Origin of the sequence: Sphingomonas sp. Leaf22 (assembly GCF_001421715.1) — a bacterium.
Taxonomy (GTDB): domain Bacteria; phylum Pseudomonadota; class Alphaproteobacteria; order Sphingomonadales; family Sphingomonadaceae; genus Sphingomonas.
Genome location: NZ_LMKP01000012.1, coordinates 139458 through 164139, shown reverse-complemented (window position 1 = coordinate 164139; position 24682 = coordinate 139458). Strand labels below are relative to the sequence as shown.

The 24682-nt window shown below is 66.2% G+C and carries 20 protein-coding genes; 6 read left to right on the top strand and 14 right to left on the bottom strand.

Features of this window, described 5'->3' with window-relative positions:
- Window positions 1-4: 4 nt before the first annotated feature.
- From ASE70_RS07435 to ASE70_RS19105, 6 genes are all read right to left on the bottom strand, one after another.
- A complete protein-coding gene (locus ASE70_RS07435) occupies window positions 5-784 on the bottom strand; it encodes an SDR family oxidoreductase (protein WP_056503031.1) in 780 nt (259 codons plus the stop codon).
- A 10-nt stretch (window positions 785-794) separates the two neighbouring features.
- A complete protein-coding gene (locus ASE70_RS07430; RefSeq protein ID WP_056503029.1) occupies window positions 795-1562 on the bottom strand; it encodes an ABC transporter permease in 768 nt (255 codons plus the stop codon).
- A complete protein-coding gene (locus tag ASE70_RS07425) occupies window positions 1559-2494 on the bottom strand; it encodes an ABC transporter ATP-binding protein (protein ID WP_056503026.1) in 936 nt (311 codons plus the stop codon). The genes ASE70_RS07430 and ASE70_RS07425 overlap by 4 nt, the downstream gene beginning before the upstream one ends.
- A 55-nt stretch (window positions 2495-2549) precedes the next feature.
- Window positions 2550-3281, bottom strand: a complete 732-nt coding sequence (locus tag ASE70_RS07420) for a DsbA family protein (RefSeq protein ID WP_056503023.1) — start codon at window positions 3279-3281, stop codon at window positions 2550-2552.
- A gap of 2 nt (window positions 3282-3283) precedes the next feature.
- Entirely contained in the window at window positions 3284-4639 is a 1356-nt protein-coding gene (locus ASE70_RS07415; protein WP_056503022.1) for a M48 family metalloprotease, read from the bottom strand.
- A gap of 71 nt (window positions 4640-4710) precedes the next feature.
- Window positions 4711-5157: a response regulator gene (locus ASE70_RS19105; RefSeq protein WP_162235943.1), complete on the bottom strand. Its 447-nt coding sequence runs from the start codon at window positions 5155-5157 to the stop codon at window positions 4711-4713.
- Window positions 5158-5326: 169 nt separating this feature from the next.
- On the opposite strand from ASE70_RS19105, the gene ASE70_RS07405 reads away from it, so the two are divergent.
- The 3 genes from ASE70_RS07405 to ASE70_RS07395 all read left to right on the top strand — a co-directional run bounded on the left by ASE70_RS07405 (window position 5327) and on the right by ASE70_RS07395 (window position 9418).
- The gene (locus ASE70_RS07405) at window positions 5327-6457 is read left to right on the top strand and encodes a phosphoserine transaminase (protein WP_056503017.1); all 1131 of its coding nucleotides are present in this window, start codon (window positions 5327-5329) and stop codon (window positions 6455-6457) included.
- Between the two features lie 126 nt (window positions 6458-6583).
- Window positions 6584-8161, top strand: a complete 1578-nt coding sequence (gene serA, locus ASE70_RS07400; RefSeq protein ID WP_056503015.1) for a phosphoglycerate dehydrogenase — start codon at window positions 6584-6586, stop codon at window positions 8159-8161.
- A 153-nt stretch (window positions 8162-8314) separates the two neighbouring features.
- Entirely contained in the window at window positions 8315-9418 is a 1104-nt protein-coding gene (locus tag ASE70_RS07395; RefSeq protein WP_056400110.1) for an ATP phosphoribosyltransferase regulatory subunit, read from the top strand.
- Between the two features lie 35 nt (window positions 9419-9453).
- On the opposite strand, the gene ASE70_RS07390 is transcribed toward ASE70_RS07395, so the two are convergent.
- On the bottom strand, window positions 9454-9963 hold the full coding sequence (locus tag ASE70_RS07390) for a MucR family transcriptional regulator (protein ID WP_056400106.1): 510 nt from the start codon (window positions 9961-9963) through the stop codon (window positions 9454-9456).
- Window positions 9964-10292: 329 nt separating this feature from the next.
- On the opposite strand from ASE70_RS07390, the gene ASE70_RS07385 reads away from it, so the two are divergent.
- Complete coding sequence (locus ASE70_RS07385; protein ID WP_235519664.1) at window positions 10293-11609, top strand: sensor histidine kinase; 1317 nt, start codon at window positions 10293-10295, stop codon at window positions 11607-11609.
- A gap of 156 nt (window positions 11610-11765) precedes the next feature.
- Here the strand turns inward: ASE70_RS07385 and ASE70_RS07380 are convergent, their stop codons facing one another.
- Window positions 11766-14537, bottom strand: coding sequence for an Rne/Rng family ribonuclease (locus ASE70_RS07380; RefSeq protein ID WP_235519661.1), 2772 nt, complete (start codon window positions 14535-14537; stop codon window positions 11766-11768).
- A 462-nt stretch (window positions 14538-14999) separates the two neighbouring features.
- Between ASE70_RS07380 and ASE70_RS07375 the strand changes: the two genes are divergently transcribed.
- Window positions 15000-16286, top strand: coding sequence for an N-acetylmuramoyl-L-alanine amidase (locus ASE70_RS07375; protein ID WP_056503004.1), 1287 nt, complete (start codon window positions 15000-15002; stop codon window positions 16284-16286).
- A 170-nt stretch (window positions 16287-16456) separates the two neighbouring features.
- Here the strand turns inward: ASE70_RS07375 and ASE70_RS07370 are convergent, their stop codons facing one another.
- From ASE70_RS07370 to ASE70_RS07355, 4 genes are all read right to left on the bottom strand, one after another.
- Window positions 16457-16990 carry a SixA phosphatase family protein gene (locus ASE70_RS07370; protein WP_056503001.1) on the bottom strand — a complete coding sequence of 178 codons (534 nt, stop codon included), beginning with the start codon at window positions 16988-16990 and terminating at the stop codon, window positions 16457-16459.
- Window positions 16987-19689 carry an ATP-dependent DNA helicase gene (locus ASE70_RS07365; protein WP_056502998.1) on the bottom strand — a complete coding sequence of 901 codons (2703 nt, stop codon included), beginning with the start codon at window positions 19687-19689 and terminating at the stop codon, window positions 16987-16989. The genes ASE70_RS07370 and ASE70_RS07365 overlap by 4 nt, the downstream gene beginning before the upstream one ends.
- 183 nt (window positions 19690-19872) lie before the next feature.
- Window positions 19873-20199: a hypothetical protein gene (locus ASE70_RS07360; protein ID WP_082450835.1), complete on the bottom strand. Its 327-nt coding sequence runs from the start codon at window positions 20197-20199 to the stop codon at window positions 19873-19875.
- A 43-nt stretch (window positions 20200-20242) separates the two neighbouring features.
- Entirely contained in the window at window positions 20243-21136 is an 894-nt protein-coding gene (locus ASE70_RS07355) for a bestrophin family protein (RefSeq protein WP_056502994.1), read from the bottom strand.
- 81 nt (window positions 21137-21217) lie between these two features.
- On the opposite strand from ASE70_RS07355, the gene ASE70_RS07350 reads away from it, so the two are divergent.
- Window positions 21218-22786, top strand: a complete 1569-nt coding sequence (locus ASE70_RS07350) for a lysine--tRNA ligase (RefSeq protein ID WP_056503534.1) — start codon at window positions 21218-21220, stop codon at window positions 22784-22786.
- Window positions 22787-22961: 175 nt separating this feature from the next.
- Here ASE70_RS07350 and ASE70_RS07345 read toward each other — a convergent pair whose 3' ends face one another.
- Together ASE70_RS07345 and ASE70_RS07340 are read right to left on the bottom strand one after the other, a co-directional pair.
- A complete protein-coding gene (locus ASE70_RS07345) occupies window positions 22962-23825 on the bottom strand; it encodes an LOG family protein (protein ID WP_056502991.1) in 864 nt (287 codons plus the stop codon).
- A gap of 48 nt (window positions 23826-23873) precedes the next feature.
- Window positions 23874-24566 carry an extensin family protein gene (locus ASE70_RS07340; protein WP_327196823.1) on the bottom strand — a complete coding sequence of 231 codons (693 nt, stop codon included), beginning with the start codon at window positions 24564-24566 and terminating at the stop codon, window positions 23874-23876.
- Window positions 24567-24682: the final 116 nt, after the last annotated feature.

The following is a 24682-nucleotide window of genomic DNA, read 5'->3' as shown; positions in this document are numbered from 1 at the left end:
AACCTCACAAAATCCCCGGAAACGCCCCGCCATCGATCAACAGGCTCTGCCCGGTAATAAACCCGGCCTTGTCCGAACAAAGAAACGCACACGCTGCACCGAATTCGGCAGGGTCACCGATCCGCTTTGCCGGGATCGCCTCGGCCCGCTTCGCCTTTTCCTCGGCCAGGGTGGTGCCGTTCTTCTGCGCCGCCGCCTCGCTCATTGATGCGATGCGCGCGGTGTCGAACGATCCCGGCAACAGGCCGTTGATCGTCACGTTCGATCCCGCCACCTGTCGCGCGATCCCCGCGACGAAGCCGGTCAGCCCCGCCCGTGCGCCGCTCGACAGGTCGAGTCCCGGCAGCGGCATCTTGACCGATCCCGAGGTGATGTTGACCACCCGTCCGAATCCACGCGCGACCATGCCGGGCAGCACTGCCTGCAACAGCAGCGCTGGGGTCACGAAATTGCTCTCCAGCCCGGCACGGATGCCGTCGGCCGCCAATTCGGTATAAGGTTTGACCGGCGGCCCGCCATTATTGTTGACTAGAATATCGGGCTCGGGACAGGCGGCGAGCAACGCGGCGCGGCCTTTGTCGGTCGACAGGTCGCCAACAACCTCGATCACCGTCACGCCGGTCTCTTCGCGGATTGCCGCCGCCGTCGCCGCCAGTTTCGCCGCATCGCGCCCATTGACGACGACATCGACCCCCGCCCGCGCCAGTTCCAGCGCGCAGGCACGGCCCAGTCCGGCGCTCGATGCACACACGATCGCCTTGCGGCCGGCAATTCCCAGATCCATCGCTCGCCCCTTACTTCTTCAGTCGCCACCCGGTGCGAAAGATCACCGTGATGACGGTGACGCAAATGCAGAGAAACGCGAAGGTCGCACCGAGACTCGCCGCCACCGAAACATCGCCCGCCCCGAAAAAGGTCCAGCGAAACCCGCTGATCAGATAGACGATCGGGTTGAACAGGCTGATCGTCCGCCAAATGCCGGGCAGCATGTCGATCGAATAGAATGCCCCGCCAAGGAACGTCAGCGGCGTGACGACCAGCAGCGGAACGACCTGCAACTGTTCGAACCCTTTGGCCCATAGCCCGAGGATGAAGCCGAACAGGCAAAAGGTGATCGCGACCAGCAACAGATAGCACAGCGCCCAGAACGGGTGCGCGACCTGCACGTCGACGAACAGATGCGCGGTGGCAAAGATCACCAGCGCCACGATCACCGACTTGCTCGCCGCCGCCCCGACATAGCCGACCAGCGTTTCCAACGTGGAAACCGGCGCCGACAGCAATTCATAGATGGTGCCCGACCATTTCGGCATGAAGATGCCGAAACTGGCGTTGAAAATGCTTTCGGTCAGCATCGTCAGCATCATCAATCCGGGGACGATGAACGCGCCATAGGGCACGCCGCCGACCTCGTTCATCCGGCTGCCGATCGCGGTGCCGAACACCACGAAATACAGCGATGTGGTGATGACTGGCGTCGCCAGCGACGTCCACAGCGTCCGTCCGAACCGCGCCAGTTCGAAGCGATAGATGGCCAGTACGCCATGCCAGTTGAAGGTCATGCCCGGCCCTCCTGTTCATGCACCAGCCCGACGAAGATGTCCTCAAGGCTCGATTGTTTCGTCGCGATATCCTTCCAAGCGATCCCGGCTTCATCGGCGGCACGCAGCAGCGCGCGCACGCCATTGTCCTCGGCATTGGCGTCGAAGGCGAAGGTCAGCGCATGCCCTTCGTCGGACAGGGTCAGCGGCCAGCGCGCCAGTGCCGCGGGTATGTCGGCGATCGGTTCGGGCAGCGTCAGCGTCAGTGTCTTCTTGCCCAGCTTGCGCATCAGCGCCGCCTTCTCCTCGACCAGGATCAGCCGACCCTTGGCGATCACCCCCACCCGGTCAGCCATCTCCTCGGCCTCCTCGATATAATGGGTGGTCAGGATGATGGTGACGCCGCGCGACCGCAGGTCGTGGACCAGCCGCCACATGTCGCGGCGCAGTTCGACATCGACGCCCGCGGTCGGTTCGTCGAGGAACAGGATATCTGGTTCGTGGGACAGCGCCTTGGCGATCATCACCCGGCGTTTCATACCGCCCGACAACTCGGTCATCTTGGCATCGCGCTTGTCCCACAGCGTCAGGTCGCGCAGCAGCTTTTCGATGAACGCCGGATCGCCGTGCCGTCCGAACAGCCGCCGTGAAAAGGTGACCGTCGCCATCACCGTTTCGAACGCGTCGGTCAGCAATTCCTGCGGCACCAGCCCGATCCGGGTCCGCGTCTCGCGATAGTCGTGGACCGTGTCGAACCCGGCGGCGGTGATCGTCCCCGCGCTCGGCGTGACGATGCCGCACACGATGCTGATCAGCGTCGTCTTGCCCGCCCCGTTCGGCCCCAGCAGCGCAAAGATTTCGCCCTTGCCGATGTCGAGATCGGTCGGCTGCAACGCGACCGTGCCGGACTTGTACGTCTTGGCGACGCCCCGGATCGAAAGAATGGTGTCCATGGAGCGGCTTGTCCCATGGTTTGATGACGGAGAAAAGGCTGGGTTCGGTTCTGTGCTAGACGGCGGATGCCGATTTTGCCTTGCGCGCTTCCGCGACCGCTGCCTGCAACGCCGGAAGCGTCTGCGCACCGCCCAGCACCTGGTCACCCACCACCCACGACGGCGTACCGCTGAAGCCGAGCAGGCTCATGACCTTCATATTGCGTTCGATTTCTCCCGCGATCTGCGGCGATGCGATCGCGGCGCGCGCGGCGTTCATGTCGAGCTTCGCGGTCCCCGCCGCCGCCTCGATCGATTCGGCATCGACCCGGCCGGCGGCGTAGAGCGCGTCGTGGAACGGTTTGAACTTGCCCTGCAACGCCGCGGCCAATGCCCATTCGGCGGCGGTGCGGCTGCCCTGCGACAGGATCGGCAATTCGCGGTAGACGATCCGGACGTTCGGGTCGCTCGCGATCAGGCCGGTAATCGCGGGCAGGCTGGCGCGGCAGAAGCCGCAGGCATAATCGAGATAGGCGACGACGCTGACATCGCCGTTCGGATTGCCCGCGACCGCCCCCGGAAAGGGTTCGACGATCGCCGCGCGGTTGGCCGCGACTGCCAGCCCGGCCTGCTTCGCCTGCAACCGCCGCAGTGCTTCGGGCAGAATTTCGGGATTGGCGAGGATATAGTCGCGCACCACCGTCTCGGTCGCCGCGCGATCGGTCGCGACCCGTTGCGCGACGATCGCGCCGCCCGCACCCGCCAGCGCTGCTGCCGCCAGCATCGCGATATTGCCCGACCGGCCCATGGTCAGCCCCGCCGCCTGCGATTGCGCTTCTCTTCCTCGAACGCGGTCTGCGACGTCATCTGTATATCCTGTGCCCTGATCCAGTCGCGCGACCCCTGCGGCAACAGCGCCATCGCCCGCCGCGCACTGGCCAGCGCCATGCCGGTGTCGCCGATCAGCGACGTATATTCCGCCATCGCCAGCGCGACGCGCGCCGGATCGCCGCGTCGTTCGTACAGGATGCTCAGCTGGTACCAGGCGAACGGGTTCTGGTTGTCGCGCGCCACCGCCTGTTTCAGCACCCGTTCGGCTTCGTCCAGCAGCGCCGGGTCCTCCGCCGCGATCAGCGCATGGCCGAAACTGGCGGCGATCAGCGGCGACGACCGTGTCCGCTCGGTCGCCTCGCGCAGCGCCGACAATGCTTCCTTGGGTTTGCCCGATTCGAGCAGGATCTGCCCTTCGAGTTCAAGGAAATAGGGGTCGTCGGGCGCCGATTTGACCAGCGCCAGCGTCTCGTCCGCCGCCTGCTCGGGATAGCCCGATTTGTGATAGGCATAGGCGCGGGCATAATGCGCATAGATGCTCTGGTCGGTGGCCGGATAGCGGCGCAGCGTATCCTTGGGATCGCTGACATAGCCGCGCAGCTTCGCCTGCACCCGCTTGAACCGGATTTCCAGCGCGGGGTCGGTCTTAACCTTGAACGACGGCGAAGATTGAACATCCTGCGTCAGATTGGCGATCCGCTCCCCACTCAGCGGATGGGTGCGCTGGTAGCTGTTGTCCTGCGGGATCGCGAGGCGATATTCGAGGTTCTGGAGCTTCTTGAAGAAGTCCAGCATCCCCTCGCCCGAAATGTTCGCACTCCGCAGGAACCGCGTGCCGGCGGCGTCGGCCGAGCTTTCCTGCGTCCGGCTGAACGCCAGATAGCTGCCCATCGCCGCTTGTTGGCCGGCGGCGAGGATGCCTGCACCCGCCTCTCCCGCACCCGCCGCCATCGCCGCGACGCCCAGCAACAGGCTCAAGACGGTGATGCCGGTCGCAGGTGCCATGCCGCGCCCGGCCAGCGGCACGTGCCCGCCGACGATATGGCCGATTTCATGGGCGATTACGCCCTGTACCTCGTTCGCGTCGTCGGCCGCGTCGATCAGTCCCGAATGGACATAGACCGTCTGACCACCCGCGACGAAGGCGTTGATCGACTTGTCCTGCAGCAACACGACGTTGAAATTGCGCGGATCGAGTCCCGCCGCCACCGCGATCGGCCGCGACATATCGTTCAGCAACGCCTCGGTCTCGGCATCGCGCAGCACTGATTGCGCGGCGGCCGGCTGTACGAACAGGAGAATGGCGGCAGCGATGCCGCCCAGCGCGCGCTTCATGGATGTCCTTATCGGCGAAGGGCCGGACGCGGGTCAACGCCGCGTGTGGGCGCGGCGCGCTGAACTGGAGGTTAAGCGCTCGCCACCATCTCACGATGATTGCCGAACAGCTTGATCCCCGTCGGCGGCGCGGAAAGGTCGCCGGCACGCGCACGCACCGCGAAATCGACGATCCGACCGACTGATTCGTAACCGCATGGCTTGGAGACGACGCCCAACGCGCCTTCGATATCGTCGTTCAGCAAATTCGGGTTGGCGGTCAGGAAGATGACCGTCGTGCCATAATTGCAGCCCAGCAATCGTCCGATCATCGGGCCGGTCGGTCCGTCGCGCAGATTGCAGTCGACCAGAGCGACGTCGGGCCGTGCCACGGCCAATTCCATCGCCCCGATCATATCGGCGGCGATGCCGACCGGCCGATAGCCATGCTCTTCCAGCGACGCTTCCAGATCGATCGCGACCAGCATTTCATCCTCGACGATGAGAACGGTGGCCGAGGATGGGTACGCTATGGACATATCAACAGAACGCAACGCGGCGAGTCGCGGACGGTTCCCGCAAAGATCGTGCGTCTTTGGTCGCATCGGCGCAACAACATGGGTTGTATCGGACAAGACACGCCGGTAATGGCCGCGGCGGGCCACGCTGTCCCAACGCAGCGCGTGCTCTCTGTGAGGAGAGACTGACATGACTGATCTTCCGCCTAAGCCGGCTACGACTCCCGCTCGCCCGTATTTCTCGTCCGGGCCTTGTGCCAAGCCGCCGGGCTGGTCCGCCGACCGCCTCAACCCCGTCAGCCTCGGCCGGTCGCACCGTTCGAAGATCGGCAAGCAGCGTCTGCAAGTTTGCATCGACCTGATGCGCGAACTGCTCAAGCTGCCCGACACCCATCGCATCGGCATCGTCCCCGGTTCCGACACCGGCGCGTTCGAAATGGCGATGTGGACGATGCTCGGCGCACGTCCGGTCACCGCGCTCGCATGGGAAAGCTTCGGCGAAGGCTGGGTGACCGACGCGGTCAAGCAGTTGAAGATCGATCCGACCGTCGTGCGCGCCGACTATGGCCAGCTGCCCGATCTGGCCGCGATCGACTGGACCAGCGACGTCCTGTTCACGTGGAACGGCACCACCAGCGGCGTGCGCGTGCCGAACGCCGATTTCATTCCGGCCGACCGCGAAGGTCTGTCGTTCGCCGATGCGACGTCGGGCGTGTTCGCCTATGACATCGACTGGGCGAAGATCGACGTCGCGACCTTCTCCTGGCAGAAGGTACTGGGCGGCGAGGGCGCGCATGGCGTCCTGATCCTCGGCCCGCGCGCCGTCGAACGGCTCGAAACCTATACCCCCGCCTGGCCGCTGCCGAAGGTTTTTCGCCTCGTGTCGAAGGGCAAGCTGACCGAAGGCGTGTTCAAGGGCGAGACGATCAACACGCCGTCGATGCTGGCGGTCGAGGATGCGATCTTCAGCCTCGAATGGGCGAAGTCGCTGGGCACCGATGGCTTGATCGCACGCAGCGATGCCAATGCCTCCGCGCTCGACAAGATCGTCGCCGAGCGTGACTGGCTCGGCCATCTCGCCGCCGATCCGGCGACCCGGTCGAAGACCAGCGTCTGCTTGACCGTCGAGGGGGCCGACGAGGCGCTCATCAAGAAGATGGCGTCGCTGCTCGAAGCCGAAAATGCGGCTTATGACGTCGCGGGATATCGCGATGCGCCGGCCGGCCTGCGCATCTGGTGCGGCGCGACCGTCGATACGGCGGATATCGAGGCGCTCGGGCCGTGGCTCGACTGGGCCTATGCCACCGCCAAGGCGGGCTAAAGCCCTCTCCCCTTCAGGGGAGAGGGTTGGGAGAGGGGCAGTCATGCCGTCCTCTCGATCCGTTCCCCGACTTCCCCTCTCCCCGGCCCTCTCCCCTGAAGGGGAGAGGGAGGTAAGGAACCGACCATGCCCAAGGTACTGATTTCCGACAAGATGGACCCGAAAGCCGCCCAGATCTTCCGCGAACGCGGGGTCGAGGTGGACGAGATCACCGGCAAGACGCCCGAAGAACTGATCGCGATCATCGGCGACTATGACGGTCTCGCCATTCGCAGCTCGACCAAGGTGACCAAGGCGATCCTCGACGCGGCCAAGAACCTGAAAGTCGTCGGCCGCGCCGGTATCGGTGTCGATAACGTCGATATCCCCGCCGCCTCGGCTGCCGGTGTCGTCGTGATGAACACGCCGTTCGGCAACTCGATCACCACCGCCGAACACGCCATCGCGCTGATGTTCGCGCTCGCGCGTCAGCTGCCCGAGGCCGATGCCTCGACGCAGGCCGGCAAGTGGGAAAAGAACCGCTTCATGGGCGTCGAGCTGACGGCCAAGACGCTGGGTCTGATCGGAGCCGGCAATATCGGGTCGATCGTCGCCGATCGCGCGCAGGGGCTGAAGATGAAGGTCATCGCCTTCGACCCGTTCCTGTCGCCCGAACGCGCGATCGAGATCGGCGTGGAGAAGGTCGAGTTGGACCAGCTGCTGGCGCGTGCCGACTTCATCACGCTGCACACGCCGCTGACCGACCAGACCCGCAACATCCTGTCGGCGGAGAACATCGCCAAGACCAAGAAGGGCGTGCGCATCATCAACTGCGCGCGCGGCGGTCTGGTCGACGAGGTCGCGTTGAAGGCGGCACTCGACAGCGGTCATGTCGGGGGTGCGGCGCTGGATGTGTTCGTGCAGGAACCGGCGAAGGAGTCGCCGTTGTTCAACACGCCGAACTTCGTCTCGACCCCGCATCTGGGCGCGTCTACCAGCGAAGCGCAGGTCAACGTCGCGATTCAGGTCGCCGAACAGATGGCCGATTTCCTGGTATCGGGCGGCGTCACCAACGCGCTGAACATGCCGTCGCTGTCGGCCGAAGAGGCACCGCGCCTGAAACCCTATATGGCGCTTGCCGAAAAGCTGGGCAGCCTCGTCGGGCAGCTGACCACTGGCGCGATCGCCCGCGTATCGGTGCACAGCGAAGGTGCCGCCGCCGAACTGAACCAGAAGCCGATCGTCGGCGCGGTGCTGGCCGGGTTCCTGCGCGTCCAGTCGGACACGGTGAACATGGTCAACGCCCCGTTCCTCGCCAAGGAACGCGGCATCGAGGTGCGCGAAGTCCGCAACGACCGCGAGGGTGATTACCACACGCTGATCCGCGTCAGCCTCAAGACCGAAGCAGGCGAGCGTTCGGTCGCCGGCACGTTGTTCGGCAACGCCCAGCCGCGGCTGGTCGAACTGTTCGGCATCAAGGTCGAGGCCGATCTGGCCGGCCATATGCTCTATGTCGTCAACGAAGACGCGCCCGGTTTCATCGGCCGCATCGGCACGACGCTGGGCGAAGCGGGCGTGAACATCGGTACCTTCCACCTCGGCCGCCGCGATGCCGGTGGCGAAGCGGTGGTGCTGTTGTCGGTCGACGAAGCGGTGGCGCCGGAACTGGTGGCGAAGGTCCGCGCGCTTCCGGGCGTCAAGACGGTGATGCCGCTGACGTTCTGATCGGTTCGTTGTTGTGAGCGGACGGGCTGTCGGAGCGATCCGGCAGCCCGTTTGCGTTGGCACGACCACATTATGCCCCCGAGGTGACGTGGTTGGCTGGGCGGATGTAGTCCCCGGTTCCACCGCTCGCCGACTCGCGCTAGGGGAAACTCCATGAACGATACCGGCCTCCTGCCCGAAGGGTTTCACGACCGCCTGCCCCCCGCCGCCGACGGCCTGCGCCGGTTCGAAGGGGCGGTGCTCGGCGTCGCGCATGGCTATGGCTATGAACAGGTCGATCCGCCGCTCGCCGAGTTCGAGGCGGGGCTGGCCGGGCGGTTGAAGGGCACGGCGGCGACCGATGCGGTGCGCTTCGTCGATCCGGTCAGCCAGCGGACGCTGGCGATCCGTCCCGACATCACCGCACAGGTCGCACGGATCGCCGCGACGCGGATGGGCCACCACCCACGCCCGGTGCGGCTGTCCTATGCCGGTCCGGTGCTGAAATTGCGCGCGGGCGAACTGGCTCCCCGGCGGGCATCGCGACAGATGGGGGCCGAACTGATCGGCCGCGACAGCGTGGCGGCAGCGACCGAGATCGTGACCGTCGCGGTCGAGGCGCTGGCGGCGGCGGGCGTCACCGGCATCTCGATCGACTTCACGCTGCCCGATCTGGTCGCGACCTTGGCCGGCGATCCGCCGGGGCCACAGCATGCCGCGCTGATCGCGGCGCTGGATGCGAAGGATGCCGGTCGCGTCGCCGCGATCGATCCGGCCTATCTGCCGCTGGTCGAGGCAGCGGGGCCGTTCAACACCGCGCTCGCCCGGTTGCGCGCGACCGATCAGGCCGGACGGCTGGCGTCCCGGCTCGACGCGATCGAGGCGGTGGCGGCGACGCTGGCCGGCCGCGTCGCGGTGACGCTCGATCCGACCGAGCGGCACGGCTTCGAATACCAGAGCTGGCTCGGCTTCTCGCTGTTCGCGCAGGGGGTGCTGGGCGAGATCGGCCGGGGCGGCAGCTATATGGTGTGCCATGCCGACGGCCGCGAGGAACCGGCGGTCGGCTTCTCGCTCTACGCCGATGCGCTGCTCGATGCCGGTTTGGCTGCAAAGGATCGGCGGCGGCTGTTCCTGCCGATCGGTATCGATCCGGCGGCGGCGGCGCGCCTGCGCAGCGAAGGCTGGGTGACGGTCTCGGCGCTCGACGCCGACGACACGCCCGAGGCACAACTGTGCACCCATCGCTGGTCCGACGGCGCGATCGTGCCGCGCACATAAGGGACGGGGCGGCACGATGGCCGCCCCGTTCCTGTTTATTCGGCAGCCTTGGGCTTGCGACCACGACGGCGCGGCGCGTCGCCGGCATCACCCTCGGCGGCGGCTTCACCGGTGTCGGCATTGCGCGCCTTGCGACCCAGCCCGATGCGCTTGGCCATGTCGCGGCGGCTCTGCGAATAGGTTTCGGCGACCATCGGATAGTCGGGACGCAGGCCATAGCGTTCGCGATAGGTTTCCGGGGTCAGACCGTGTCCGGCCAGATGACGGCGCAGCGTCTTGTACGGCTTGCCGTCGATCATCGAAATGATGTGGTCTTTCGACGCCAGCGACTTGCGCACCGAGACGGCGGCAACATGGTCCTGCTGCGGCGCGGCCTCTTCCGGTTCGACATTGCCCGAAGCCAGGCCCAGAACCGTCGCGTGCATGGTTTGCAGGAACGCCGGAACATCCTCGGCGGCGACACGGTTATTGCCGTTGTTCAACCAGGCGATGGTCAGTTCGGTGGCTAGTTCGATCGCGTTCAGTTCGGAACCGTCTTCGGACATGGAGTTCTCCTTTTCTGGACTGGCCTTTGCGTTGCCTGAACCTTCGGGTCAATAGGTCCGATCTGGATCAAAGGAAGATTTAGCCAGAGTATGAGAAATATTCTGCCGCTTTCAACCCGTCGTCGTCAATTGTTTAACCCAGGTTGATCTGAAACCGCCGGTCGCATCGGGGATCGAACAACCGGAACACGAATATTCGCAGTGGATTATGCCGGACCGGACAATGTTCGAACGACGATGGTGCGCCGCAAAAACAGAGAGGCAAATAGGTAATGGAGTTGCCGGTATCGGACGCGAACGATCCTGTCTGGCAAGACATCGTGGAAAGAATGCCGGTACTGGCGTGGATCGCCGATCGCGATGGACGGCTCCTATGGGGCAATCGTCGCTGGCATGCGGAGATCGATACGGTATCGATCGGTGATCTTTGGACCGGATCCTTGCCACCGGAGACGCGCGACGCGGCCATGACGGCATGGGCCGCCGGCACGGCCGCCGGGGGAGCGTTTCCGCTGATTATCGGCTGCTGCGATCGGACCGGTAACGGCACTATCGACTTCATGGTCACGCCCACCACGCCTGACCCACAAGGCCGCCCCCGCTGGTTCGTCACGGCCGGCGACGCCGTTCGGCAACGCCATGCGGACAGCGCGCAGGTCGCGGCGCAGGCCGAACTGGATACGCTGACCAATGCCATGCCGCAGATGGTGTGGGCGACCCGGCCGGACGGCTTTCACGATTTCTACAACGCCCAATGGTATCGCTTCACCGGCATGCCCGCCGGCTCGACCGATGGCGAGGAATGGAACGGCATGTTCCATCCTGATGACCAGGAACGGGCATGGGAACGGTGGCGGCACAGCCTGCGGACCGGCGAAGCCTATGAGATCGAATATCGGCTGCGCCACCGCAGCGGCACCTTTCGCTGGGTGCTGGGCCGTGCCTTGCCGGTGCGGGACGGCGATGGACGGATCGTGCGCTGGATCGGAACCTGTACCGACATCGATTCGGCCAAGCGCGCCGCCGAACAGAATGATATCCTCAGCCGTGAACTCAGCCACCGCATCAGGAACATCTTCGCGATCATCAGCGGACTGATCCGCATGTCGGCGCGGCAGATGCCGGCGATGCGCGGGTTTGCCGACGATCTTGCCAAGCGGATCGCGGCACTGGGCGCGGCGCATAATTTGGCCCGGCCGCACAGCGATGTTTCGCGGCCGACTGTCGGCGACGCGACCCTGCATCATGTGCTGCGCGAACTCCTGTCGCCCTATGCCGACCGCCAGTGGCGGGTGAGCGGCGATGACGTCCCGCTCGATGATCGCGGGGCGACGCCGATCGCGCTGATGTTCCACGAACTGGCGACCAACGCCGCCAAATATGGCGCATTGTCGACACCCGAGGGTGCGGTGACGATCGAGACCCGGCGCGACGGGGAACAGGTGACGATAGACTGGCGCGAAACGGGTGGGCCGGCGATCGATCACGTGCCGGACACTGCCGGTTTCGGCACGCGGTTGGCGACGCTCAGCATCGAACAGCAATTGGCAGGGACGATCACGCGCGACTGGCGGCGGGACGGGCTGTCGGTACGCATCGACGTGCGATGTGACGCGCTGGTTCGCGCGCCGTTGGCCAAGCGGTAGCGCAGTTGTCGATCCTGTCGCATCGCCGTCTCTGCCCGATACGCTACCGGTGACGCGGCGGGCCAATCCTCCAACCTGACCGGAAACCGCTTCAGGCGTAAAAAAAAGGGCGGCCCGTTGAGGCCGCCCTTTCGTCACTGGCAAGGATCGTCGCGATCAGTTGCCGAAGGTGCGCTGCCACCAGCCACGACGGGGCGACGGGTTTTCGCCATCGGCGGCCGCTTCCTCGTTCGCAGGCGTTTCTTCGGGTTCCGGTTCGGCAGCGACTGTTTCGGGTTCCGCCGTAGCAGCCGCTTCGGTCACGTCCGCCGTTTCGGCAGGCTTGCGACGCGGTGCACGGCGCTTCTTGGGGGCAGGGGTTGCTTCCGCTTCGGCCTCGACCGGAGCTGGTGCTTCCTCGACCACGGCCGGCTCGGCATCGGCCTTGCGACGACGCGTCCGCTTCGGCTTGGGGGCTTCGGCGGCCGGCTCGACCTCGGCGACCGGGGGCTCGACCGGTGCGGGCACCACGAACGGCGCGGCATCGCCTGCCTCGATGGTCACCGGTTCGGCCGGCGTCGGCTCGGCATTGGTCTCGACCTTGGCACGTGCGCTCGGGCGGCGACGTGTCCGCTTGGGCGCGGGCGTCGGTTCGGCTTCGACCAGGTCGGGTTCGACGACCGGTTCCGCTGCGGCGGGTTCGGCAACCACGGCCGGTTCGGCAACATCGTCCTCGACCGGGAGGTCGGCGACCGCCCCCGCACCGTCGGCGGCATCGAACGCACCATCGCCACGACGACCACCGCGGCGACCACGCCGGCGACGCTTGCGCCGGCTACCGTCATCGGCGGTTTCGGTTTCGGGCGCGGCATCGTCGGCGACGTCGCCTTCATCCGTCTCGGCGTCGACGACAGCGGCATCGACCGTCTCGTCTTCGGCGTCGACCGCGTCGTCACCATACGATTCGATGTCGGCATCGTCGCCGGCTTCGCCCTCGACGTCGCCTTCCTCACGGTTGCGACCGCGACGGCCGCGACGGCGGCGGCGGCGCTTGCCACGACCTTCGCCCTCGTCATCGCTGCGCGGCGGACGGGCGGTTTCCTCGACCGCGTCCTCCTCGATCTCCTCGTCGATCTCGTCCTCGATATCCTCATAGGCATCGTCTTCGTCGTCGACGATGACCAGCGGTTCGATCTTGGGCGGGTGCGCTGGCGGCGGGCCAGAGGCTTCGACAGCCATCCGTGCGCCCTCGATTTCGGCATCGGGCACGATCTCGACCGTCACGCCGTACCGGTCCTCGACCTCTGCGATGTCGGCACGCTTCTTGTTGAGGACATAGAAGGCCGCTTCCTGGCTGGCGCGCAACGCGATCAGCGAACCGCGACCGCGGGCGGCCTCGTCCTCGATCAGACGCAGCGCCGACAGGCCGGCCGACGATGCGGTCCGGACCAGCCCGGTGCCATCGCAATGCGGGCACTGGCGGGTCGATGCCTCCAGCACGCCGGTGCGCAGCCGCTGGCGGCTCATTTCCATGAGGCCAAAGGCAGAGATGCGGCCGACCTGGATGCGGGCGCGATCGTTCTTCAGCGCCTCCTTCATCGCCTTCTCGACCTTACGGACGTTCGATCCGTGATCCATGTCGATGAAGTCGATGACGACCAGACCGGCCATGTCGCGCAGGCGGAGCTGGCGCGCGATTTCCTGCGCCGCTTCGAGGTTGGTCGCGGTCGCGGTCTGTTCGATATTGTGTTCGCGGGTCGACCGGCCTGAGTTGATGTCGATCGACACCAGTGCCTCGGTCGGGTTGATGACCAGATAGCCACCCGATTTCAGCTGCACGACCGGATTGTACATCGCGGCCAGCTGATCCTCGACATGCGCGCGCTGGAACAGCGGCACGGCGTCGGCATATTGCTTCACCCGGCGGGCATGCGCGGGCATCAGCAACCGCATATATTCCTTGGCGTGGCGGAATCCGTCCTCACCCTCGACGATCACCTCGTCGATATCCTTGTTGTAGATATCGCGGATCGCACGCTTGATCAGGTCGCTGTCGCCATAGACGAGCGCCGGGGCCGACGACGTCAGCGTCTGGTCGCGAATCCCGTCCCACAGCCGGGCGAGGTAATCGAAGTCGCGCTTGATCTCCTGCCGCGACCGCTGAAGGCCGGCGGTGCGGACGATGCAGCCCATCGACGCCGGCAGCGTCAGTTCGGCCATGATCGACTTCAACCGCTTGCGATCGGCGGCCGAATTGATCTTGCGCGAAATACCGCCGCCATGCGCGGTGTTGGGCATCAGCACGCAATAGCGGCCGGCGAGCGACAGATAGGTGGTCAGCGCCGCACCCTTGTTGCCGCGCTCTTCCTTCACGACCTGCACCAGCAGCACCTGTCGCCTACGGATCACGTCCTGGATCTTGTAGCGGCGACGCAGGTTCAGCCGGCGCTGGCGCAGCGCCTCGACCGCGGCATCGTCGCCACCGCTCTTGCGCGGGCGCGGCGCGGGGGCGTTCTCGCCGTCCTCGTCGTCGTGGATGTCGTCGTCCTCGTCACGCTCGACGACCTCGACGCCGCCCTCGACATCGTCGTCATGGTCGTGATCGTCGTAATCGACGTCGTCGTCATGATCGCCGGCACGCAGCGCAGCTTCCTCGGCGGCGTGCTCGGCTTCCTCGGCCAGCAGCGCGTCGCGGTCTTCCTTCGGAATCTGGTAATAATCCGGGTGGATTTCGGAAAAAGCGAGGAAGCCGTGACGGTTGCCGCCGTAATCGACGAACGCCGCCTGCAACGACGGTTCGACACGCGTCACCTTGGCAAGATAGATATTGCCCTTGAGCTGCTTGCGCTCGGCCGATTCGAAATCGAATTCCTCGATCCGGTTACCCTTGACGACGGCGACCCGGGTTTCCTCCCGGTGGCGAGCGTCGATCAACATCCGCGTGGTCATGATAGTGTCTCCGGGCGCGCGGGACGGCTGTGCCAGTCGGCGCGCCTAAACGCGCGGCGGGGTTCAAGCCCGGTGCCTGCGCGCGATTGCTGGGATATGCGTCTGCTCGCACGGGCAGTCCGGGAATTTCCGGGCGGACAACCGTCGCCCCGACGCCGACCGCGACAGCGGCACAGGCGGTACGGGACGGAAATTGCCACATGCGAACATCAACCTGAATAAATCCCGCAGGCGGTTGCGCGCGGGATGTCGCATCGGTTCCGCTGGGACAGGCCCGGGACCGACGTGGCCACAGGCGTAGCATTCGTCATCGTGAACGGCAACAGCGCGGGCATGCTTCCTTACACGGTTATCTTTGCCGGTGATTTAGGTTAAATTAAGTTTTACCAGGGTTATTAGGGGCCGTTTGAACCACGTGCCGATACGGCATGGTTCGCGAACAGGGGGAAGAGGCGCTTCGTCATGGCTTTGCGCTGGACCATCTTCGGGATTGGACGGGCAGGCGCGCTGCATGCGGCCGCGCTGATCCTGTCGTGCGCGACGCTCGCATCGCCTGCCGCCGCGCAGCGCGTCGATGCGGTCGAGGTGGCGAACGACCGCATCGTCCTGCGCTTCGACGCCCCGGCGCATGGTGCCAGCAGCTTCACCATGGCCGGTCCCGATCGTATCGTCGTCGACCTCGACGGTATCCGCCCCGGTGGCCGCAGCAATGCCGGTGGATCGGTACGCGCGATCCGGCAGGGCGTGCGCGGCGATGGCGGCAGCCGGATCGTGCTCGACCTGACCGAATCGGCGATGGTTACCGGCGGCAGTTTTTCCGACGGCGGACGTCGCCTGACGCTGGACCTGCGGCCGGTGACCGTACAGCGTTTCGCGCGGGCGGCGGGGGGCGGGCGGATGCGGTTCGCGCCGCAGCCGGTGGTCGGCGCGATCGTGCCGGTGGCATCGTCGGCGGCGATGGTCGTCGACCGGCGGCAACGAGCGACCGCCAGTGTCGCCGTACCCGTCGCACGCCCGCGCCGTGGCCTGCCATTGCCACGGGTAGAGGGCGACGCCGATCGGCCGCTGGTCGTGATCGACGCCGGCCATGGCGGCCATGATCCCGGCGCGATCTCGCCGCATGGCGGCCTGCGGGAAAAGGATCTGACGCTCAAAACCGCGCGGGCGATTCGCGACGCGCTGCTCGCCGGGGGGCGCGTCCGTATCGCGATGACGCGCGACCGCGACCAGTTTCTGGTGTTGCAGGAACGCTATGCCATCGCCCGTCGACTGGGCGGCAGCCTGTTCATCTCGGTCCATTGCGACAGCGCGGATAACCCCGACGCCAGCGGAGCCAGCATCTACACCCTGTCCGAAGTCGCATCGGACCGCGAAGCCGCCCGGCTGGCCGCGCGCGAGAACAAGGCCGATATCCTCGCCGGGGTCGATCTCGGCCGGCAACCGGCCGACATCTCGTCGATCCTGATCGACCTGACGCAGCGCGAGACGATGAATGAATCGGCGGGCTTCGCGCGGTTGCTCGGGCGTGAAGCGAAGGGCGTGATCCCGCTCAAATCTAATTACCACCGCATGGCGTCGCTGATGGTGCTCAAGGCACCCGACCTGCCCTCGATCCTGTTCGAAACCGGCTATCTGTCGAACGAGGGGGATGCGAAGCGGCTCGATTCGGTCGAAGGGCGCAAGGCGATCGCGAAGAGCGTAACGCAGGCGGTGGAAATCCACTTCGCCCGGCGAATGGCGGCGCGCTGAACCTTTGTTACTGGCGTCGCCCCAGCAAAGGCTGGCGTCTCATCCAGCCACATCGAACCGGGCGTCATCCCAGCGAAGGCTGGGATCTCCCGATGACAGCACGCGGCAGGAGCCGCTTGAGACCCCAGCCTTCGCTGGGGTGACGCTGTCGACCGACCGACGCGAACGCCTCAATCGTGCCCCGGTCCCAGACTCGGGTCCAGATCGCGGGGCCGCACGAACGTCACCAGATGCCCGCAGCCATCACCGGCGCTGGCCCAATCGCCGTCCAGCTCCAGCACCGCGACGCTGGCGGTCGGAAACTTCTCCTCGACCGTGCCGCGCAGCGGGTTGCTCTCGGCCGACAGCAGCAGGACCAGATCCTCCAGCCCCGGATTATGCCCGACCAGCAGCGCGCGATCGACAGTGGCGGGCAACGCTCGGACGGTGTCGAGCAACGTCCCTTCCGAAGCCAGATACAGCGTGCGATTGCTCTGTTCGTCGGGCAACGTGCCATAGCCGCGCCGGAAATGATCGAGCGTCTCGACGACGCGGGTCGCGGGGCTGGCGACCAGATGATCGAATTTGAGGCCCAGTTGCCGCACATGCGCCCCCATCGCCGTCGCGGCCCGTGCGCCCTTGGCGTTCAGCGGCCGGTCGAAATCGCGCAGGATGGCATCGTCCGAGCTCGACTTGGCGTGGCGCAGCAGCGTCAGCGTCTTCATAGCAAGGGCTCCATCGGCAGGGCATGCGCCCCATGCCCCACTTCGGCGCTCAAGGAAAGGGCACGCGCGACCGCTTCGTCCAGCGTGCAGCGCGTGACCGGTGTCCCATCGGGGAACGCCCCCAACAGCCGCGACGGCATCGCCGCCGACAGCAGTACGAACAGCCCGCGATCGTCCGCCCGACGGATCAGCCGCCCGAACGCCTGCGCCAGCCGGGCGCGCACCATCCGGTCGTCATAGGCGCTGCCACCGCCCGCCAGTCGCCGCGCGGCGTGAAGCACGCCCGGCTTCACCCACGGCACCCCCTCCATCACTACCATCCGCAGCGAATGGCCGGGGACGTCGACCCCGTCGCGCAGCGCGTCGGTGCCGATCAGCGAGGCGCGCGGATCGTCGCGGAAGATGTCGACCAACGTACCGGTGTCGATCGGGTCGACATGCTGCGCGTAGAGCGGCAATCCGTCGCGCGCGAGGCGGTCGGCGATGCGCGCATGGACGCCGCGCAGCCGCCGGATCGCGGTGAACAGCCCCAGCGTGCCGCCCCCCGCCGCGACGATTAACCGGCCGTAGGCATTGGCGAGCGCGGGCAGGTCGCCACGCTTCACATCGGTGACGATCAGCACCTCGGCTTGGGTCGCATAGGCAAACGGGCTGGTCGCGGCGAAATGGGTCGACTGTCGCATCAGGTGCGGTGCGCCGACCCGCGCATCGGCCACGTCCCAGTCGCCGCCCGCACGCAGCGTCGCCGACGTCACCAACACGCCATGCGCGGGTTTCAGCACCGTTTCGGCGAACGGCCGGCTGGGGTCGAGCCAGTGGCGGTGCAGCCCCATGTCGTACTCGCGCCCCTCGACCCGGTCGACCGTCAGCCAGTCGACGAAATCGGGATCGACCGGACCGCCGACCCGCGCCAGCAGCCGCCCCCATGCCGCGACCGTTTCCGCGCGCCAGCCGAGCGAGGCGATCGCCCCCTCGATCCGGGCGCGCGCCGGGCCGTCCATCCAGTCCGGCCCCTCGGTCAGCACCGCTTCCAGCCGCTTGCCAAGCGCAATCAGCGGGCGCAGCAGCGCATCCAGTGCCTGCGCGGCCGGCCCTGCGGCATCGACCAGTTCGGGCGGCGGTTCGGTCAGTTCGGTTTCCAGGCCATAGCCCGCCTCGCCATCCCTGGCGCGCGCGAACACCGCGCCGCGCGCACAGGCCAGCAATTCCTCGACTGGGCCGGACGGATCGCCCTCCTGCACGCGCGCCAGCCAGCCATCGGCGGGCAGCAGCCGCGCGGCATCGACCGCCGCCGCCACTGCCTCGCCGCCCGCCGCGTCATAGCTGGCGACATCGGACAGCCGCGCCGCCAGACCCCGCCGCCGTCCGCGCCCGCCGCCCTCCGGCCCCAATACCCAGCGGCGGATCTCGATCGCCTCCATGCCGGTGAGCGCGGCGGAGAACATCGCATCGGCGGCATCGAACAGGTGATGGCCTTCGTCGAAGACATAGCGGGTCGGGCGCGTGCCGGTCTCACGCCCGCGCGCGGCGTTGACCATCACCAGCGCATGGTTGGCGATGACGATATCGGCCTGTGCTGACGCCCGCGCCGCACGTTCGATGAAGCATTTCCGGTAATGAGGGCAACCGGCATAGATGCATTCACCGCGCCGGTCGGTCAGCGCAGTCGATCCGTTGCGCCGGAACAGCGTCGGCAGCCAGCCGGGCAGGTCGCCGCCGACCATGTCGCCATCGGCGCTGTATGCCGCCCAGCGCGCGACGAGATGCGCCAGCACCGCCGCCCGCCCCTGAAACCCGCCCTGCAACGCGTCTTCGAGATTGAGCAGGCACAGATAATTCTCACGCCCCTTGCGCGTCACGACGCGGGCGCGGCGTTCGGCGGGATCGGGAAAGACGCGTTCGCTTTCCTGTGCGAGCTGGCGTTGTAACGCCTTGGTAAAGGTTGATACCCACACCGCGCCATCGGCGGCCTCCGACCACAGCGACGCGGGCGAGAGATAGCCGAGCGTCTTGCCGATGCCGGTCCCAGCTTCCGCCAGTACCAGATTGGGCGTGTCGCGGGCGACGCGCGGGGCGAAAGCGTCGGCGGCGGCTGCTGCGAAGGCGCGCTGGCCGGGGCGCGGCTCGGCACCCTGACCGGTCAGCCTAGCCAGCCGTTCGGCGACGGCATCGGGGGACAGCGTCACCGTCCGCGGCGCACCCCGCGGCGGCGCTTCCTCCCATTCGGGCAGCTTCGAAAACAGCCAGCGTTCGGCGGTGGCGGGTTTCGGCAGCACCTGTCCCAGGGCCGGTGCCCATGGCCAGCGCAGGCGGAACAGCGATTGCGCGGCGGTCCACGCCCCTTCCTGTTCGGGCCATGGCGCAGACGCCGTCGAGATCAGTTCCGCCGCCGCATCGCGCAGCAGCGCCGCGACGCCCGCTTCGTCGGCCGGCAGCGTCAGCTTCAGCGCCTGCGCGATCCCCTTCGGCGTCGGCACCGCGAACCGCGCCGGATGCACGAACGCGAACAGTTCGAGCAGGTCGAGCCCCGACAGTTCGGCATAGCTCAGCCGCTGGCCGATCAACGGTGCGTTGAGGACGATGGTCGGGGTATCGGCGACCAGCGCGATCGCCTCCCCCCGGCTGACCTCGCGCGTGCCCGTGGCATCGGCGATCCAGACGCCCGAATGGCTGGCGTGCAGGGCGGGGTAGGGGAGCATTCTGCTCTACATAGCGCGATGGGCGGAGAACGGAAGTCGAACGCGCAAATCCTCGCCGGCACGGGGAGGGTGACCGTCCGCAGGGCGGTGGAGGGGGATCGCCGCGCAATGCAACCGCTCCGTACGAGGACACCCCTCTCTACCATGCTGCGCATGGTCCCCCTCCCCGTGCCGGGGAGGATGTCAGGTGTCGATCTTCTCGCGCTGGCGGTCGGCCCATTCCTTGCCTTCGTCACCGCCCCATAGCAGCCACGCGATATAGCCCGCCGACGGATCGTCATCGTCGCCCCAGCGATGCGCCCCGGTATCCTTGTCGACGCCGTGGCGCGCGAAATAGCTGTGCATCGATTTGACGTCGTCGTCGGACATCGGGCCGCCGTCGACGATCTGCTTCGCCCGCTTCACCCCGACCTCGGTCCCGCCGCGATCGAAGGTCTCGTGCAGCTTCAGGCCCTTTTCGGCGTTCGCCGCCATCTTCTTCGTCGGTTTGTGCTCGTCGGCCATCGTCATCCTCCGTCGATGGCCCAACCCGTTCAGCCGGCGGCGCGTTCCGTCACCACAACACACCCTTGTCCGGGGTCAGCGGTTGCGGGGCCGGATCGCCGATCGCCTGCAACAGGTCGATCTCGATCGTCCGGCACATCGCGGTCAGCGGCAGGTCGTGGATGGTGTTGGCGAACGGATCGGCCAGATCCTCGCCGATCTGCAACACCGCAAGGAACATCAGCCCGGCCAGACCCGACCCCAGCGGCGTGGCGACGCCCAGCGTCTCGACCAGCCCGATCGGCAGCACGATGCAGAACAGCTTCGTAAACAGCGACGGCAGGAACCGGTATTGCACCGGCAGCGGCGTGTTCTTGATCCGCTCCATGCCGCCCTGCGCGTTGGCGATGTCGATCAGCACGCTTTCGAGGCCGGTCTGCTGGATACTGTCGATCCATCCGCGGCGCTGCGCCTCGGCGATGCGTGAACCGGTACCGTCGAGCAGCCCGTTGGCAACGTTGGTGCGCCCCAGCGGCTCGCCCGCCTCGTCACGCGACAGCAGGCGATGCACCTCGTCCTTCGAATCCAGCTTGCGCAACTGGCAGCGCAGCGCGTGAACATAGGCGATATGCCGCAGCACGATCGACCGTTTCAGATCGCGCTTCTGCCCTTCGTTTTCCGGCCCGATATACGAGATCGCGCCGCGCGCGAGGTTGCGCGACGCGTTGATCATCAACCCCCAGAGCGATCGCGCCTCCCACCACCGGGCATAGGCCGAGTTCACCCGGAAGCCGAGAAACAGCGCCAGCGCCGAACCGAAGATCGTCAGCGGCAGCGACGGGGCCTTGAACGGCAACACGAAGTACACGACGGTGACGATCACGTCCCAGACGAACAGGGCGAGCGCCGGTTTCCACACTTCGGCGACGATACGGGGCAGGCGGGGTGCGTCGGAAACGATCATCGCTCCACGCTACGCCCAACCGGCGGCATGGTTGCATCGCAACAGGTGGAAATATTGCGGCCGAGCGCGTATCGGGATCGGATGACCAACCCAGACATCCGCAATGCAGCATTGGTTTCAAAAGCTTGGCCGTATGAAGAGGCACGCAAGCTGTTGAAGCGCTATCCGGACGGAAAGCCGGGTGGCGAACCGGTCCTGTTCGAAACCGGCTATGGTCCGTCGGGGTTGCCGCATATCGGTACGTTCAACGAAGTGCTGCGCACGACGATGGTCCGCAAGGCATTCATGGAATTGTCGGATCAGCCGACCCGCCTGATCGCGTTTTCGGACGACATGGACGGCCTGCGCAAGGTGCCGGACAATGTGCCCAATGGCGACCTGCTGCGCGAGCATCTGGGCAAGCCGCTGAGCGAAATTCCCGATCCGTTCGGGACGCATGCCAGCTTCGCCGCGCACAACAACGCCCGGCTGCGCAGCTTCCTCGACCAATATGGGTTCGATTATGAATTCGCGTCGTCGACCGATTATTATCGCGGTGGCAGGTTCGACGCGGCGCTGAAGGGCATTCTGCGCCACTATCAGGCGATCCTCGACATCATGCTGCCGACGCTGGGGGCCGAACGTCGTGCGACCTATTCGCCGGTGCTGCCGATCTCACCGACCAGCGGCATCGTGTTGCAGGTCCCGGTCGAGGTGCTCGACGCGGAGACCGGCATGGTCGCGTTCCTGGACGGCGACACCCGCGTCGAACAATCGATCCTGTCGGGCGGCGCGAAGCTGCAGTGGAAGGTCGACTGGGCGATGCGCTGGGTCGCACTGGGCGTCGATTACGAGATGGCGGGCAAGGACCTGATCGATTCGGTGACCCAGTCGTCGAAGATCGCGCGCGTGCTGGGTGCCCGTCCGCCCGAGGGCTTCAATTACGAGATGTTCCTCGACGAACATGGCCAGAAGATTTCGAAGTCGAAGGGCAATGGCCTCAGCCTCGAACAATGGCTGACCTATGGCCCGCCCGAAAGCGTCGCCTTCTACGCCTATCGCGAGCCGAAAAAGGCCAAGCAACTGCATCTGGGCGTGATCCCGCGCGCGATCGACGAATATTGGCAGTTTCGCGCCAACTATGCCGATCAGCCGGTCGAACAGCGGCTGGGTAATCCGGTCCACCACATCCATGGCGGTCCGCCGCCGGCCGAGACGCTGCCGGTGACCTTCGGGTTGCTGCTCAACCTGGTCGGCGTGATGGGCGATGCGACCAAGCCGCAGGTGTGGGGGTATCTGGCGAACTATGTCGAGGATGCGTCGGCGGAGCGCTATCCGGCGCTCGACGCGCTGATCGACCATGCGCTGGCGTTCACCCGCGACGTGGCGGAAAAACCCGAACGCCGCGCCCCGACCGACATCGAACGCGCCGCGCTCGAACGGCTCGATGCCGAATTGGCGGCGATGCCCGCCGATGCCGGGGCGGAGCAGATCCAGAACGCGGTGTACGAAATCGGCAAGACCGCCGGGTTCGAATCGCTGCGCGACTGGTTCAGGGCCTGTTACGAAACGCTGCTCGGTACGGCGCAGGGGCCGCGCATGGGCAGCTTCATCGCGCTGTACGGCATTGGCAATACGCGCAAGCTGATCGCCGACGCGCTGGCGAGGTAGGACATTTCCGACGTCACCCCGAGCTTGACCGGGGTCCCGCTTCTTCTTCCACGGCGATTGGAGAGCGGGACCCCGGATCAAGTCCGGGGTGACGTGGAAGTCTGGGAAAGGTCCTGCTTTCACCACGAGACCCCAGCCTTCGCTGGGGTGACGACTAGAGCAGGAAGAGGACCTCCTATTTCCGGTCCTCGTAGAACTTCTTCACGACATTCCACCCTTCCTCCGCCGTTTCGACGAAGGTGATGAGGTCGAGATCGCGTTCCGAGATCACGCCTTCCTCGACCAGCGCGTCCCAGTTGACGACCCGGTTCCAGAATTCGCGACCGTAGAACAGCACCGGGATCGGCTCGATCTTGCCGGTCTGGATCAGCGTCAGCAGCTCGAAGCTCTCGTCGAACGTGCCGAAGCCGCCGGGGAACACCGCGACCGCGCGGGCGCGCAGCAGGAAGTGCATCTTGCGCAGCGCGAAATAGTGGAACTGCATCGACAGCGCCGGGGTGACGTAGGGATTCGGAGCCTGTTCGTGCGGCAGGACGATGTTGAGGCCGATCGATTCGGCCCCCGCTTCGTTCGCGCCGCGATTGGCCGCCTCCATGATCGACGGGCCGCCGCCCGAACAGACGACGAAGTGCCGCTTGCCGTTGACGTCGTTGGGAAACTGGCTGGCGTTCAACGCCAGTTCGCGCGCCACGTCGTAATAGTGCGCCTTGGCCACGATCCGCTCGGCAATCGCGCGCGCCTTGTCGTCCTGCGCGAGGTCGAGCAGCATTTCGGCCTTGTCCGGTTCGGGAATGCGGGCCGAGCCGTAGATGACGAAGGTCGAGGCGATGTTCGCTTCATCGAGCAGCAGCGATGGTTTCAGCAGTTCCAGCTGGAATCGCACCGGCCGCAGATCGTCGCGCAACAGGAACTCCATGTCCTGAAACGCCAGTCGATAGGCGGGATGCTCGGTCTGCGGGGTGGAAAGCTGGGCGCGGGCCGCCTCGGCCTCCTGCTTGGCCCCGCGGAACACGCGGGACGGTACTTTGGTATCAGTCATAGGGGAGTGAATTTAGGCACGTCGGCAAACAGCGGCAAGCGGGTTGCGTCACCGGCACAGCGGTCGCCCGCCCATGTCGAAATGAAAATGGTTGGTATGCGCCGCGTTATACTCGGGGCCGAGCGTGGTGACGAAACGCTTGCAGGCCGAGCGATGGACGATGCGCAGGAATTCGCGGATCTGTGGGTCGGGGCTGTTCCAGTCGCGCTCGATCGAAATGCGGCGGCCGTCCGCCAGCACGAAACTGCCGATATCGACCGCGTTGGCAAGGCCGTGTTCGGACACGCGCCCCGCCGCGCGACTGCCGCCACCGACGATACCCCGACAGACATAGGTGCCATAGCTGTCGATCCGCGTCACGTCGCTGCCCAGCAGGTGCCGGGCGGCCGGGCGGACGCCGTGGCGGACCCAGCCGGTCAGCGCCCGCGCCGCCGGACAGCGTATCGCCTTCAGCCCGTTCACCGGCGTACCGATGTCGAGCAACTGCACCGCACCCAGCACGACGCAGCCCGATCCATAGTCGCGATCGGGCAGCGGGCTGAACCGGACCTCGGCACGCGACAGGTCAGCGAAGCATTGCTGCGTGTCGCGCGGCGTCTGCCCCGACAAGGTGATCGGGCCCGACGGGCGCGGCGCGATCGGTCGTGCCGGCGGCGCGGGTTCGGGACGGTCGCCACCGATACAGGCCGACAGGAACAGGATCGCAAGCAACAGGGTGAAACGCGAAGGGGCCATCGCCATCGTGGTTCCACGTCGCCGGCGGCTTCACAAGCGGCGATGCGACCGGCCGTGCCGCCCGGTCGGGAATCGGATCGAACGGTAACCGTTGTCACGAAAAGATTGATTACCGGGCACAT